The sequence below is a fragment of the Agromyces sp. NPDC056965 genome, assembly GCF_042673425.1.
GTDB lineage: Bacteria > Actinomycetota > Actinomycetes > Actinomycetales > Microbacteriaceae > Agromyces.
This window is the reverse complement of the sequence record NZ_JBHURI010000049.1, coordinates 18,548-31,076: the sequence shown is the minus strand read 5'-3', so window position 1 is coordinate 31,076 and position 12,529 is coordinate 18,548. Positions and strand designations below refer to the sequence as shown.

15 protein-coding genes are annotated in these 12,529 nt (G+C 70.6%); 10 read left to right on the top strand and 5 right to left on the bottom strand.

Features of this window, described 5'->3' with window-relative positions; translation table 11 throughout:
* Positions 1 to 89 precede the first annotated feature (89 nt).
* Entirely contained in the window at positions 90 to 614 is a 525-nt protein-coding gene (locus ACFTQE_RS13405) for a tetratricopeptide repeat protein (RefSeq protein WP_376925539.1), read from the top strand.
* Positions 615 to 727: 113 nt separating this feature from the next.
* Positions 728 to 1,372, top strand: coding sequence for a DNA alkylation repair protein (locus tag ACFTQE_RS13400; protein ID WP_376925542.1), 645 nt, complete (start codon positions 728 to 730; stop codon positions 1,370 to 1,372).
* Between the two features lie 21 nt (positions 1,373 to 1,393).
* On the opposite strand, the gene ACFTQE_RS13395 is transcribed toward ACFTQE_RS13400, so the two are convergent.
* Together ACFTQE_RS13395 and ACFTQE_RS13390 are read right to left on the bottom strand one after the other, a co-directional pair.
* On the bottom strand, positions 1,394 to 1,693 hold the full coding sequence (locus ACFTQE_RS13395) for a hypothetical protein (RefSeq protein WP_376925538.1): 300 nt from the start codon (positions 1,691 to 1,693) through the stop codon (positions 1,394 to 1,396).
* Between the two features lie 119 nt (positions 1,694 to 1,812).
* Complete coding sequence (locus ACFTQE_RS13390; RefSeq protein ID WP_376925537.1) at positions 1,813 to 2,346, bottom strand: adenine phosphoribosyltransferase; 534 nt, start codon at positions 2,344 to 2,346, stop codon at positions 1,813 to 1,815.
* Positions 2,347 to 2,485: 139 nt separating this feature from the next.
* Between ACFTQE_RS13390 and ACFTQE_RS13385 the strand changes: the two genes are divergently transcribed.
* The 4 genes from ACFTQE_RS13385 to ACFTQE_RS13370 all read left to right on the top strand — a co-directional run bounded on the left by ACFTQE_RS13385 (position 2,486) and on the right by ACFTQE_RS13370 (position 5,642).
* On the top strand, positions 2,486 to 3,346 hold the full coding sequence (locus ACFTQE_RS13385) for a MerR family transcriptional regulator (protein WP_376925536.1): 861 nt from the start codon (positions 2,486 to 2,488) through the stop codon (positions 3,344 to 3,346).
* A gap of 83 nt (positions 3,347 to 3,429) precedes the next feature.
* On the top strand, positions 3,430 to 4,242 hold the full coding sequence (locus tag ACFTQE_RS13380; protein ID WP_376925535.1) for a TrmH family RNA methyltransferase: 813 nt from the start codon (positions 3,430 to 3,432) through the stop codon (positions 4,240 to 4,242).
* A gap of 94 nt (positions 4,243 to 4,336) precedes the next feature.
* A complete protein-coding gene (locus ACFTQE_RS13375; protein WP_056654278.1) occupies positions 4,337 to 4,798 on the top strand; it encodes a DUF3817 domain-containing protein in 462 nt (153 codons plus the stop codon).
* A gap of 28 nt (positions 4,799 to 4,826) precedes the next feature.
* Positions 4,827 to 5,642 carry a shikimate 5-dehydrogenase gene (locus ACFTQE_RS13370; RefSeq protein ID WP_376925534.1) on the top strand — a complete coding sequence of 272 codons (816 nt, stop codon included), beginning with the start codon at positions 4,827 to 4,829 and terminating at the stop codon, positions 5,640 to 5,642.
* Positions 5,643 to 5,650: 8 nt separating this feature from the next.
* Here the strand turns inward: ACFTQE_RS13370 and ACFTQE_RS13365 are convergent, their stop codons facing one another.
* Entirely contained in the window at positions 5,651 to 6,868 is a 1,218-nt protein-coding gene (locus ACFTQE_RS13365) for an MFS transporter (RefSeq protein ID WP_376925533.1), read from the bottom strand.
* Between the two features lie 125 nt (positions 6,869 to 6,993).
* The gene (locus ACFTQE_RS13360; protein ID WP_376925532.1) at positions 6,994 to 7,998 is read right to left on the bottom strand and encodes a helix-turn-helix transcriptional regulator; all 1,005 of its coding nucleotides are present in this window, start codon (positions 7,996 to 7,998) and stop codon (positions 6,994 to 6,996) included.
* A gap of 98 nt (positions 7,999 to 8,096) precedes the next feature.
* Between ACFTQE_RS13360 and ACFTQE_RS13355 the strand changes: the two genes are divergently transcribed.
* The 4 genes from ACFTQE_RS13355 to ACFTQE_RS13340 all read left to right on the top strand — a co-directional run bounded on the left by ACFTQE_RS13355 (position 8,097) and on the right by ACFTQE_RS13340 (position 11,850).
* Positions 8,097 to 8,492 (top strand): RidA family protein, encoded by a 396-nt coding sequence (locus ACFTQE_RS13355; protein ID WP_376925541.1) that lies wholly within the window; start codon positions 8,097 to 8,099, stop codon positions 8,490 to 8,492.
* 168 nt (positions 8,493 to 8,660) lie between these two features.
* Positions 8,661 to 10,994, top strand: coding sequence for a phosphoribosylformylglycinamidine synthase subunit PurL (gene purL / locus ACFTQE_RS13350; protein WP_376925531.1), 2,334 nt, complete (start codon positions 8,661 to 8,663; stop codon positions 10,992 to 10,994).
* A 33-nt stretch (positions 10,995 to 11,027) separates the two neighbouring features.
* Positions 11,028 to 11,522 (top strand): NUDIX domain-containing protein, encoded by a 495-nt coding sequence (locus ACFTQE_RS13345; RefSeq protein WP_376925530.1) that lies wholly within the window; start codon positions 11,028 to 11,030, stop codon positions 11,520 to 11,522.
* Position 11,523: 1 nt separating this feature from the next.
* Positions 11,524 to 11,850 (top strand): hypothetical protein, encoded by a 327-nt coding sequence (locus ACFTQE_RS13340; protein ID WP_376925529.1) that lies wholly within the window; start codon positions 11,524 to 11,526, stop codon positions 11,848 to 11,850.
* On the opposite strand, the gene ACFTQE_RS13335 is transcribed toward ACFTQE_RS13340, so the two are convergent.
* Positions 11,823 to 12,488: a VIT1/CCC1 transporter family protein gene (locus tag ACFTQE_RS13335; RefSeq protein WP_376925528.1), complete on the bottom strand. Its 666-nt coding sequence runs from the start codon at positions 12,486 to 12,488 to the stop codon at positions 11,823 to 11,825. The two genes, ACFTQE_RS13340 and ACFTQE_RS13335, sit on opposite strands and share 28 nt — an antisense overlap.
* Positions 12,489 to 12,529: the final 41 nt, after the last annotated feature.

Here is a 12,529-nt window from a genome sequence, read left to right as displayed (position 1 = left end):
GCCGCGCGCTGCGGTGAGCGCGCGGCATCCGCTCGCCCGCGCGCTCGCCCGACGCGCACGATGACGGCGCCGACGACGATGATGGAGCGATGACCGCACTCCTCTCCCCCGAGCTCGAAGCGACGCTGCGCGAGATCTTCGATCGCCGCGACCGCGCGAACATGCAGCCGACGATCGTCGAGTTCCTCGCGGTGCTCGACGTGCACCCCGGCGACCCGTACGTGCTCTACGAGGTCGGCGGCTCGTACGACACCGCCGGTGAGGAGGAAACGGCGGCCGGCTACTACGAGCAGGCGCTCGCCGCCGGTCTCGGGGGCGACGCCCTCCGCCGCTGCCTGCTGCAGTACGGCAGCACGCTGCGTCTTCTCGGGCGGCAGGACGAGTCGCTCGCCGCCCTCGACCGGGCTCGTGCCGAGTACCCCGAATCCGAGTCCGTGCGCCTGTTCCACGCGCTCGGCCTGCACGCCGCCGGTCGCAGCGACGCGGCGGTCGGCGAGCTGCTCGCCTTCGCGGCCGACACGGTGCGCACGCCCGACGTGCTGCGGTACGAGGCGGCGCTCCGTGGCAACGCCGCCTACCTGCTCGAACTCGACGAGGGCCGAGGCGGAGCATGACCCCGTCTTCCCGCGGCGGGTCGACGTAGGCTGGAACGCGCAGCGAGCGAGGAGCAGAGGAGGGCGTCGTGACCACGACGACGACAGCACCGCAGGCCACCGTCGGCCAGGTGATGGCCGACCTCGCGGCCCTCGAAGACCCGAAGATGCGGGCGGTGAACGAACGCCACGGCGACGACCACGGCGTGAACCTCACGAAGCTGCGCGCCGTCGCGAAACGGGTCGGCACGCAGCCCGAGCTCGCCCGCGGACTCTGGGCGACGGGCGACACCCCTGCCCGCCTCGTGGCGCTCCTGATCAGCCGCCCGAAGCAGTACAGCGCGGCCGAGCTCGACGCCATGCTCCGCGAGGCCCGCGTGCCGAAGGTGCACGACTGGCTCGTCAACTACATCGTCAAGAAGAACCCGCACGTCGAAGAGCTGCGCGTGGCCTGGTTCGACGACGCCGACCCGGTCGTGGCGAGCGCCGGGTGGGCGCTGACCACGGCCCGCGTCGCGAAGTCGCCCGACGGGCTCGACCTGCCCGGGCTCCTCGACCTCATCGAGGCGGACATGAAGCAGGCGCCCGACCGCCTGCAGTGGGCCATGAACGAGACGCTCGCGAACATCGGCATCCACCACCCCGAATACCGCGCCCGTGCGCTCGAGATCGGCGAGCGGCTCGAAGTGCTGAAGGACTACCCCACCCCGCCCAACTGCACCTCACCGTTCGCACCGAGCTGGATCAACGAGATCGTGCGGCGGCAGACCGGCGGCTGATCGGGAGCACTGCCGGCTCGCTCAGCGCTCGGTGCCGCGCTCCGTCGGCTCGGGCAGCACCCACCGCTTGGGGCGATCGTCATCGGGCCTCGAGCGACCGCCGAGATAGAACATCACGAGGGATGCCGCGATCAGCGCGGTGCCGAGCGGAAGCACGAGCTGCCGGATGATGTTCAACACCAGCTGCACGATCGAGTAGAACGTCTGCCCGGCCTCACCCTCGGCCGACACGATCGAGTACAGCACCGGCGGCGCGAGGAGGATCGTCAGCGCGCCCCCGACCGACAGCCCAATGCCCCACCACAACGTTCGCTTCGGCATGCTGTCCCGCATCGGACCTCCTCGTTCGGTGGCACACGCTACCAAGGAATGTCCGCGATGAACATGGCGGTTCCGCGAGGCACGGATGCCGCGGCATCCGCTCGACTCGCCCAGCCGGCTCAGTACTGCAGCAGCGAGAAGATCTCGTAGCGGTCGCCGAGCGCCTCACGGCCGCCGAGGCCCTCGAGCTCGAGCGCGACCGAGATGCCCGCGACCTCCCAGCCGGCGCGCTCGACGAGGCGCGCAGCGGCGCCGACCGTGCCGCCCGTCGCGAGCACGTCGTCGACGATGACCACGCGAGTGCCCGGCGGCAGTTCGCCCTCGTGCACCTCGAGCGCGGCGGTGCCGTACTCGAGGGCGTAGTCCTCACGGAGCACGGCACGGGGCAGCTTGCCCGCCTTGCGCACTGTCAGCACGCCCGCGCCGCAGATGGCCGAGGCGGCGCCCGCGATGAGGAAGCCGCGCGCCTCGACCCCGCCGATCACGTCGAACCGGCCGGCGAAGGGCTCGGTCAGCGAGGTGCCGAGCGCGTGCAGCGCCGGACCGCTGGCGAACACCGGGGTCAGGTCGCGGAACGTCACGCCGGGTTGGGGGAAATCGGGGATCGACGCGATGAGGCTCGAGACGAGCTCGCGTGCAGACTGCTCGGACACCGGCCAAGGCTATCGCGGAGCGCTGAACGACCGCCCCGCCGGGCCTGCACCAGTCACCCTCGCGCCGCCGAATGTGAGAATCGAATGGACGCGCCGGAACCGGCGACGGCGAGGCGCGAACGCGGGAACGGAGCCGAGAGTGGATGTGAACGTACCCGAATCGATGACACCCTGGCTGCATCTCGAGGTCGCTGCGCCACCCCTCGTGCCCGTCGCGCAGGAACTGACGGTCGGTGAGGTCGCTTCGCTCGTCGGGATCAGCGTACGGACGCTGCACCACTGGGATTCCGTGGACTTGGTCCAGCCTCGAGGGCGCACAGCCGGTGGCTACCGGGCTTACTCGGCGAACGACGTGGAGCGCGTGCACCGCGTTCTGGTGTACCAGGAACTCGGATTCAGCCTCACGAAGATCGCGTCGCTCCTGGACGATCCCGCCGTCGATGAGACGGCACAGCTTCGCCAGCAGCGAATGCTCCTCGAGGAGCGCATCGGCAGGCTGGAGCAGATGGCCGGAGCGATCGATCAGGTCTTGGCATCACGCGCAGCCGGGGCGACGCTGACCGCGCAGCAGCAGGCGGAGATCTTCGGTCGAGGATGGCGCGAAGACTGGGGGGAGGAAGCACGGCAGCGCTGGGGCGCCTCCGACGAGTGGGCGCAATTCGAGCGGAATGCGGTGGTGCTCTCCGAAGCGGACCGCAAGCGGATGCACGAGTACGGTGAGGCCCTGTACCTCGAGCTGGGCGATGCGAAGCGCTCCGGAGTGGTGCCGGGCAGCGACGCGGCCAACCGGCTCGCCGAGCAGCATCGGGCGATGGTCGGCCAGCTCTTCGACTGCACCCATTCGATGCAGGTCTGCCTCGGACGGCACTTCGTCGGCGACGAACGCTTCAGCGCCTTCCTCGACGAGGTGGAACCGGGACTCTCCGAATGGCTTGCCGAGGCGATCAATGCGAATGCCCGGCGGAATGGGGTCGACCCCGACCGCGCCGTGTGGGAGTGAGCTCGAAGCGCCCGCCTCGATCTCCACGCCTTGACCCTCACGTCGCGTCATGCCGCACGCTGGTGCGCATGCAGGCAGCGACGATGAAGAGAGCCCTCGGTGCAGCGGCGACGCTGCACCGGATCGACGGCGCGCGCCATCCTGAAGCCCGGCGCATCGCCGACGTGCTGCGCAGCCGCGCCGACAAGCCCAACGTCTTCGTGCTCGACGACCTCGAGAACATCGAGCAGGCCGTCGCATGCGGAATCGAGCTGGACGGCTTGTACGCCACCGTATCCTCGAGCGCGAACGGACCGCCCAGCCTCGTCGGCGTCGATCCCGACGTGCCGGTCCACATCATCGACGATGCAGTGGCGCGGAGCCTGTTCGGCGGGCAGAAGCACTCGCGCATCTTCGCGCTTGCGCGCGCACCACGATCGCCGAGGCTCTTCGACCTGATCGAGGCGACGGGCGACATCATCGTGCTCGACGGGGTACGACTCGTCGGCAACATCGGCGCGATCACCCGAACTGCCTGCGCGCTCGGCGCCGCAGGCGTCATCCTGCTCGAGAGCGGCCTCCGCACAGTCCTCGACCGTCGCCTGATCCGTGCGAGCCGCGGGCTCGTGTTCGCAACGCCCGTCATCCTCGCGAGTCGCGCGGAGTGCGCTGATTTCATCCTGCGAACGAAGCTTCCCGTTGCCGCCCTCTCAGCGGATGCACTCGAAGGGCTGGACTCGATCGGGGCTCTGACGGGACGACTCGCGATCGTGCTGGGTGGTGAACGCGACGGCGTTTCGTCCGAGCTCGACGCGCTGACCACCCACCGGTATGCGATCCCCATGACCGCGGACGTCGAGTCCCTCAATGTGTCGGTCGCTGCGGGAATCGCCCTCTACGAGCACCGAACCCTGTAGCAGCGGGTCACCGGGCGAATCAATCGTTCGTTCGATGCGCCCGCTCAGCGGCGACTGCGAGGATGGCATCATCCCCCGAACTCTGGAGATTCCCGTGTCACCGAAACGCCTCTACCGCGCCCTCGCCTTCGCCGAGGCCGTCACGTGGACGATCCTCATCGTCGCGATGATCCTGAAGTACGCCGCGGGCGTCGAGTGGGCGGTGCTGGTCGGCGGGTCGATCCACGGTTTCGTGTTCCTCTCGTACGCGCTCACCGCCGTCATCGTCGGCGTGAACCAGCGCTGGAACATCGGCCGCATCGCCTTCGCCGTGCTCACCGCGATCGTGCCCTACGCGACCATCCCGTTCGACCTGTGGCTCGTGCGCAAGGGACACCTCGAGGGCGACTGGCGCCGCGAGAAGACCGACCACCCGGCCGACTCGAACTGGGTCAACGGACTGCTCCGCTGGTTCCTCGCCCGCCCCGTGCTGCTCATCTCGCTCGCGGTCGTCGGCATCGTGGTCGTCTTCGCCGGCCTCCTCGTGATCGGCCCGCCCGGAGGCCGCGAAGCCTGATCCCCTCGCGGGAGCGCAGAATGGTGACATGCCCATCCTCAACAAGGACATGTCGGTCTGCATCTCGCTCGCGGGTCGGCCGTCGAACCTCGGCACCCGGTTCCACAACTTCCTCTACGACGAGCTCGGACTGAACTTCGTCTACAAGGCGTTCACGACCGACGACATCGAGGGCGCCGTGCGCGGCGTCCGGGCGCTCGGCTTCCGCGGATGCTCCGTCTCGATGCCGTTCAAGGAAGCCGTCATCCCCCTCGTCGACGTCGTCGAGCCCTCGGCCGCGGCGATCGAATCGGTCAACACGATCGTGAACGACGGCGGCGTGCTCACCGCGTCGAACACCGACTACGAGGCGATCGCGCAGCTCATCGCCGAGAACGGCCTCGACCCCGCGCAGTCGGTGCTCGTGCGCGGTTCAGGCGGCATGGCGAAGGCCGTGGTCGCGGCGTTCCGCGGCGCGGGATTCTCCGACGTCACGGTGCTCGCACGCAACGCCGCGCTCGGACCGGCGCTCGCCGAGCAGTACGGCTACGCGTGGACGGCCGCCGACCCTGAGCCCGGCGCCGACGTGATCGTGAACGTCACCCCGCTCGGCATGCAGGGGGCGGATGCCTCGGCGCTCTCGTTCTCCGAGGCGCACGTCGCCGCGGCATCCGTTGTCTTCGACGTCGTCGCCTTCCCCGCCGAGACGCCGCTCGTCTCGGCGGGCAGGGCCGCGGGCAAGCTCGTCATCAGCGGCGCCGAAGTGCACGCGATGCAGGCCGCCGCGCAGTTCGAGCGCTACACCGGGGTGACGCTCACGCGCGACCAGATCGAGCGCGCCGCCGCGTTCTCACGGGCGGAGTAGCCGCTCGCTCAGTGGTGCACGCGGTTGACGAGCGCCGTCCACACGAGCGCGATCGTCGCGCACGCGAAGAGCGTGACGAGCACCCACGGCAGCGCCGCGAGGCCGATCACACCGTAGAGCGCCGCACCGAGCAGCGCGCCGCCGCCGATGCCCGTGTTGAACGCGGTCGTGTAGAACGACGCCGCGGCATCGCGGATCCTCGCTGAGGCCGAGTGCAGCAGCCTCGTGTTGAGCATCGTCGGCAGCGCGCCGAACGCGGTGCCGAACAGCAGGAAGCTCGCGATGCCCGCCACCGGCACCTGCGGGAACACCGCGAGGCCGACCGCGCCGAGGGCGGTGCCCACCATCGCGACCACGAGGCCGACCGTCGGGCGTCGCCCGAGCACGGCACCCGCGAGCACCAGGCCGACCGCGCCGGCGATGCCGTAGGCGAGCAGCATCGGGCTGATCGCACTCGCCGGCAGGCCCATGACATCGGTCAGGTACGGGGCGACGTAGGTGTAGAAGCTGTACATGCCGATCATCGCGGTCGCGGTGATGAGGCACACCACGATGACGGGCACGAAGGTCGCGTCCTTGCGCACACGAACCGGCGCGGCATCCGCTTCGCCCGCGTGGTGCCGCACCGAGGGGAGGAACCGCCAGACGAGCACGGCACCCACGAGCGTGAGCGCGCCCATCGCGGCGAACGCGGAGCGCCAGCCGAGCGCCTGCCCGAGCGCCGTGCTGAGCGGCACGCCGAGCACGAACGCGGCCGAACCGCCGGCGACCGAGATCGAGACGGCGCGGGCGAGCTGCTCCTTCGGCACGAGGTGCCCGGCGTAGGCGCCGACGACCGACCAGAACACGCCGTGCGCGGCTCCGCCGAGCACGCGAGTCGCGACCACGGTCGGGTAGTTCGGCGCCAGGGCGGTGAGCACGCAGCTGATCGCCAGCACGACGAGTGCGATCACGATGAGGCGGCGGCGGCCGACCTTGCGGGTGAGGGCTGCGAGCGGCACCGTCAGCACGACCACGGTCGCGGCGAACACGGTGACGAGGAGGCCCACCAGCGGTTCGCCGACGCCGAGCTCACGGCTCATGTCGGGCAGCAGGCCCGTCGGGAGCATCTCGATCGTGACGGAGAGGAAGACGGCCGAGGCGAGCACGATGAGGCCCAGCCACGGGAACGGCGGCGCGACGGCGGGAGTGGAGGAAGTGGAATCGACGGGAGTTGACGGCGTCATGGGATACCTGAACGAAGGGCGTTCCCCGCGGGCGCGGGGCGGGGCTCCGCGAGCGCTACGGCGGGTCGACTGCGCGCTGATGTGCGCGCCCAGGGTCGTCGAGAACGCGACGACCACTCGGCATTCTACCGGGTCGGACGCGGGAGCGCGCTGGGGGAAGCACCGACGTACCGCGCGACGAGTGCGGCAGCCCGCTCGCCGAGCGCGGTTCGCAGCGACGGCGGGCCCAGGGCTTCCGCGTCCGTGCCGAGTTGCCACAGCGCCCACTCGGCATGTCGGAGATCCTGGAAGGTGGCCTCGACGCGCGACCAGCCGTCGGCGTCGGCATCGGGCTCTTCGGCTCGGACCGCCACCGCGGCATCCAACAGCTCCTCGCGCCGTTCGGGGGCCACCCGCGCCAGCACGACGATGTGGCCGTCGGCCAGGAATCGTGCGCTGCGTTCTCGCCAGATCCGGTCCAGGTCGACCTGGCTCGGCCGCTCGGCCGCCTCGGCGAGCGCTTCGGCGTCCGAGATCCGCGACAGACGGTAGGTGCGATCCTCGCCGTCGGTCGTTGCGAGCAGGTAGCCCCGGTCGCGCACGGTGACCAGGCCGATCGGATCCACCGTGCGCCACGTCGGCTCCCGGCCCACTGCCGTGTAGAGGATGCGCAGCTTGACTCCGGTCAGCACCGCCCGGCGGACCTCGCTCATCGTCGTGCGCGCCACCTCCTCGGTCGAGCGCCGGCGCGAGAGCAGATCCGTCTCGGGCTCCACGAGGATGCGCCGGGCGGCGACGTTCGCGGTGAGCCGATCGGTCTCGGGCATCGCGTCGACGACCTTGCGCATCGCCGAGGCGAGCGCCGAGCCGAGTCCGAACGCCTGCTCGCCGCGGCCGGACCCGGCGGTCAGCACGGCGAGCGCTTCGTCGGGGTTCAACCCGGTGAGCTCGGTGCGGAAGCCGGGCAGCAACTCGAACCCGCCGTGCCTGCCGCGTTCGGCGTAGACCGGAACGCCGGCCGTCGACAACGCCTCGATGTCGCGAAGCACGGTGCGGGTGGAGACCTCCAGCTCGCGGGCGAGCGCGTCGGCGGTCAGCCGACCCCGCTGGCGGAGCAGCAGCACCAGTGAGACCAGGCGGTCGGCACGCATACGAGCACGTTATCCGAATACATGACGGAGGGTGTCGTGATTCGTTGGAAGGCTCGAGACGTACGCAGTCCCGCGAATCGAATGGAGCAGAAGTGGCAATCGAACGAACGGCGATCAACCCGGTGACGTGGTCGGTGGAGATGGGATTCAACCAGGGCGAGCTCGTCTCCGGGCAGGCCCGCACCCTGTACTGCTCGGGGCAGACGGCGATGGGCAGCGATGGCACGCCCCAGCACGACGGGGACATGGCGGCGCAGCTGGCGCTCAGCCTCGACAACCTCGAGGCCGTGCTCGCCGCGGCGGACATGTCACTCGGCGACGTCGTGCGGCTCAACGTGTACACGACCGACGTCGACCTGCTGTTCCCGCACTACGGCGTGCTGGCATCGCGGCTGGGCGCTGCGGGCGTCGCGCCCACCACCACGATGCTCGGGGTGACGCGGCTCGCGATCCCCGGCCAGATGGTCGAGCTCGAGGCGACCGCGGTCGCGTGATGTGAACGGGCGGGGCCGCTGCTCGTGCCGGTCGGATCGGCACGAGCAGCGGGCGAACAGGCCGCGGATGACCGCGGAAAGGGAGTCTGCAACGGCCGGTAGACTGCTGGGGTCAGGCATTCGCCCCGCGGCATCCGCATCGCCGCCGTCTTCTGGAGCTCGCCACTCGTGACCATCAACACCCCCGCCAACATCGCTGCACCGACGACCGCGGTGCTCGACACCGTCGAGGTCGCGGCGACCACCCCCGAGAAGGAGCAGCCGTACGCCGCCCTGGGCCTGAAGCCCGACGAGTACGAGCGCATCCGCAACATCCTGGGCCGTCGCCCCACAAGCGCCGAGCTCGCGATGTACTCGGTCATGTGGAGCGAGCACTGCTCGTACAAGTCGTCGAAGATCTACCTTCGCCAGTTCGGCAAGAAGGTCACGCCCGAGATGAAGAAGAACCTCATGGTGGGCATGGGCGAGAACGCGGGCGTCATCGACGTCGGCGAGGGCTGGGCGGTCACGTTCAAGATCGAGAGCCACAACCACCCGAGCTACATCGAGCCGTTCCAGGGCGCAGCGACCGGCGTCGGCGGCATCGTGCGCGACATCATCTCGATGGGCGCCCGCCCCGTCGCCGTCATGGACGCGCTGCGCTTCGGCGCCATCGACCACCCCGACACCGCCCGCGTCGTGCACGGCGTGGTCTCGGGCATCAGCTTCTACGGCAACTGCCTCGGCCTGCCGAACATCGGCGGCGAGACCTGGTTCGACCCGGTGTACCAGGCGAACCCGCTCGTCAACGCCCTCGCGGTCGGCGTCATGCGCCATGAAGACCTGCACCTCGCCAACGCCAAGGGCGCCGGCAACAAGGTCGTGCTCTTCGGCGCCCGCACCGGCGGCGACGGCATCGGCGGCGCGTCGATCCTCGCCTCCGACACCTTCGCCGAGGGCGGCCCCACCAAGCGCCCCGCGGTGCAGGTCGGCGACCCCTTCGCCGAGAAGGTGCTCATCGAGTGCTGCCTCGAGCTCTTCGCCGGCGACCTCGTCGAGGGCATCCAAGACCTCGGCGCCGCGGGCATCTCCTGCGCGACCTCCGAGCTCGCCTCGAACGGCGACGGCGGCATGGCGATCGTCCTCGACGACGTGCTGCTGCGCGACCCCACGCTGACGCCCGAAGAGATCCTGATGAGCGAGAGCCAGGAGCGCATGATGGCGATCGTGCGCCCCGAGAAGCTCGAGGGCTTCCTCGAGGTCGTCAAGAAGTGGGACGTCGAGACGAGCGTGCTCGGCGAGGTCACCGACACCGGCCGCCTCTCGATCATGTGGCACGGCCAGGAGATCGTGAACGTCGACCCGCGCACCGTCGCCGTCGACGGTCCGGTCTACGAGCGCCCCGTCGCCTACCCGACCTGGATCGACGCACTGCAGGCCGACACGGCCGCGAAGCTCGATCGCCCGGCGACTCCCGAGGAGATCCGCGAGCAGTTCCTGAAGCTCGTCGGCTCGGCGAACCAGGCGGATGCCGCGTGGGTCACGAACCAGTACGACAAGTACGTGCTCGGCAACACCGCGCTCAGCTACCCCGACGACGCGGGCATGGTGCGCGTCGACGAGGAGTCGGGTCTCGGCGTCTCGGTCGCGACCGACGCCAACGGCCGCTACTCGCAGCTCGACCCGCGTCAGGGCGCGAAGCTCGCCCTCGCCGAGGCGTACCGCAACGTCGCCGTCTCCGGCGCGGTGCCCGCCGCCGTCTCCGACTGCCTGAACTTCGGCTCCCCCGAGAACCCCGAGGTCATGTGGCAGTTCTCCGAGACGGTCGAAGGCCTCAGCGACGGATGCCTCGAGCTCGGCATCCCCGTCACGGGCGGCAACGTCTCGTTCTACAACCAGACCGGCGACGTGCCGATCCACCCGACGCCCGTGATCGCCGTGCTCGGCGTGATCGACGACGTCGCCCGCCGCATCCCCTCGGGATGGCAGGACGACGGCCACAACATCTACCTCCTCGGCGACACCGCGCTCGAGCTCGACGGCTCCGCGTGGGCCGGCGTCGTGCACGGCCACCTCGGCGGTCGCCCGCCGGCGGTCGACCTCGCCGGCGAGAAGCGCCTCGCCGAGCTGCTGAACGCCGCGGCGATCGAGGGCCTCATCGACTCGGCGCACGACCTCTCCGACGGCGGCCTCGCGATCGCCCTCGCCGAGGCGGTCGGCCGCTTCGGCGTCGGCGCCCGCGTCGTGCTCGACGAGATCGCCGGCGACGCCGGCATCGACCTCGCGACCGCGCTCTTCTCCGAGTCGGCGGGCCGCGTCATCGTGACGGTGCCTCGCGAAGACGACGTGAAGTTCCGCGGCCTCTGCGAGGGACGCGACTACCCCGTGCGCCGCATCGGCGTGACCGACGCCACGTCGGGCGCGCTCGAGGTGCAGGGCCTCTTCACGGTCTCGATCGACGAGCTGCGCGGCATCAACCGCGCCCCGCTCGCCGACGCGTTCGGGCCGATCGTCGGCTACTGACGCCGGTCGAGTAGCGAAGCGCATCGACACCCCGTGACCGAGTCCGAGTCGTACACCGAGGCGTACGCGGCCTCCCACGGGCGCTTCGCGGTCATTCCCGCCGCCTACGTCGTGCTGCGGCGCGGCGACGAGGTGCTGCTGCAGCTGCGACGGGGAACGGGCTACTTCGACGAGCACTGGGCGTGCGGTGCGGCGGGCCACGTCGAGCAGGGCGAGTCCCTGCTCGCGGCCGCCGTGCGCGAGACCCGCGAGGAGCTCGGGGTCGAACTCGAGGAGTCCGCGCTCACGGTGCTCACCGTCATGCACCGCACCGGCGGCGAACCGCACCGGTCGATCGAGGAGCGCATCGACGTGTTCTTCAGTGCGACCGAGTGGCGCGGCGAGCCGAGGCTGATGGAGGACAAGGCGGCCGAGCTCGCCTGGTTCCCGCTCGACGCCCTGCCCGTGCCCGTCGTGCCGCACGAGCTCGCGGTGCTCGAGGCCCTGCGCGACGGCCACCTCGACCCGATCACGCCGTACGGGTTCTGAGATGACTCCCGAGACGTGGTCGCTCGCCCTCGTCTGGGTGCCGGTCGCGCTGCTCGCGATCGCGATCGTCGTCGGCATCGTCGTGCGCTGGTTCCGCGCCCCGCGGGGCACGCGCTCGCGTCTGCGGCACGCGCTCGGGCCGCTCATGAGCGCCGGCGAGAAGTACCAGGAGCTGCACACCGGGCAGCGGGGCCTGCAGAACTCGATCATCGAGGCCGTGCAGGAGCAGGAGTCGCAGGGTTCGGAGCGCGGCAGCGGCGACGGAGATCGTGCACGCCGCGACGACGCCAGCGACGGCGGTCAGAAGACGACCAGGCCGACCAGGTAGCTGAGCCCCATCGTCGCCACGCCGATGCCGATCGTACGGCGGAGCGCGCGCGGCACGGAGGTGCGCGCCGAGAGGGCGATGAGCACGCTCGTCACGGCGAGCGAGATCAGGGTCGCGGCAGCGACCGCCCATTCCTCCCATGCCGCCGGGTACGCGAGCAGCATGAGCAGCGGCAGCAGCGAGCCAGTGGCGAGCGCTGCCGCGTTCCCCAGCGCCCCGAGCACCGGGCGCCAGCGAGGCATGGGTTCGTCGATGCCGTGCTCGGCCTCGAGCTGCGCCCCGACGGCGTCGTGGGCGTGCATCTGCTGCGCGACATCCCGTGCCAGGTCGAGGGAGACGCCGCGCTCGACGAAGTGCGCTGCGAGGTCGTCGAGGTCGTCGCTCGCATCCTCCCGGATGTCTTCCGCCGTCTCGGCGATGAGCGCCCGTTCGGCGTCGCGCTCCGCCGCGAGCTCGGCGTACTTCGCACCGAAGCCCGCGACCGATCCGGCGACGAGTGCCGAGAGCGAGGCCACGAGCAGGGTCGTGCTCGAGGCGCCCGCGCCCGCGAAGCCGAGCAGCACGCCGGCGGTGCCGATGATGCCGTCGTTCGCGGCGACGGCGAAGTCCCGCGCGGCATCGGAGCGATACCACCTCATGCGCCCTCCCCTGCCGCCGTGCACCCATTCTCGCGTGACGG

What these genes read in the sequence shown, in the direction of transcription:
- ACFTQE_RS13405 (WP_376925539.1), top strand. Translation starts at nt 90, where the DNA reads ATGACCGCACTCCTCTCCCCCGAGCTCGAAGCGACGCTGCGCGAGATC.
- ACFTQE_RS13400 (WP_376925542.1), top strand. Translation starts at nt 728, where the DNA reads ATGGCCGACCTCGCGGCCCTCGAAGACCCGAAGATGCGGGCGGTGAAC.
- ACFTQE_RS13395 (WP_376925538.1), bottom strand. Translation starts at nt 1,693, where the DNA reads ATGCCGAAGCGAACGTTGTGGTGGGGCATTGGGCTGTCGGTCGGGGGC.
- ACFTQE_RS13380 (WP_376925535.1), top strand. Translation starts at nt 3,430, where the DNA reads ATGAAGAGAGCCCTCGGTGCAGCGGCGACGCTGCACCGGATCGACGGC.
- ACFTQE_RS13370 (WP_376925534.1), top strand. Translation starts at nt 4,827, where the DNA reads ATGCCCATCCTCAACAAGGACATGTCGGTCTGCATCTCGCTCGCGGGT.
- ACFTQE_RS13365 (WP_376925533.1), bottom strand. Translation starts at nt 6,868, where the DNA reads ATGACGCCGTCAACTCCCGTCGATTCCACTTCCTCCACTCCCGCCGTC.
- ACFTQE_RS13360 (WP_376925532.1), bottom strand. Translation starts at nt 7,998, where the DNA reads ATGCGTGCCGACCGCCTGGTCTCACTGGTGCTGCTGCTCCGCCAGCGG.
- ACFTQE_RS13340 (WP_376925529.1), top strand. Translation starts at nt 11,524, where the DNA reads ATGACTCCCGAGACGTGGTCGCTCGCCCTCGTCTGGGTGCCGGTCGCG.
- ACFTQE_RS13335 (WP_376925528.1), bottom strand. Translation starts at nt 12,488, where the DNA reads ATGAGGTGGTATCGCTCCGATGCCGCGCGGGACTTCGCCGTCGCCGCG.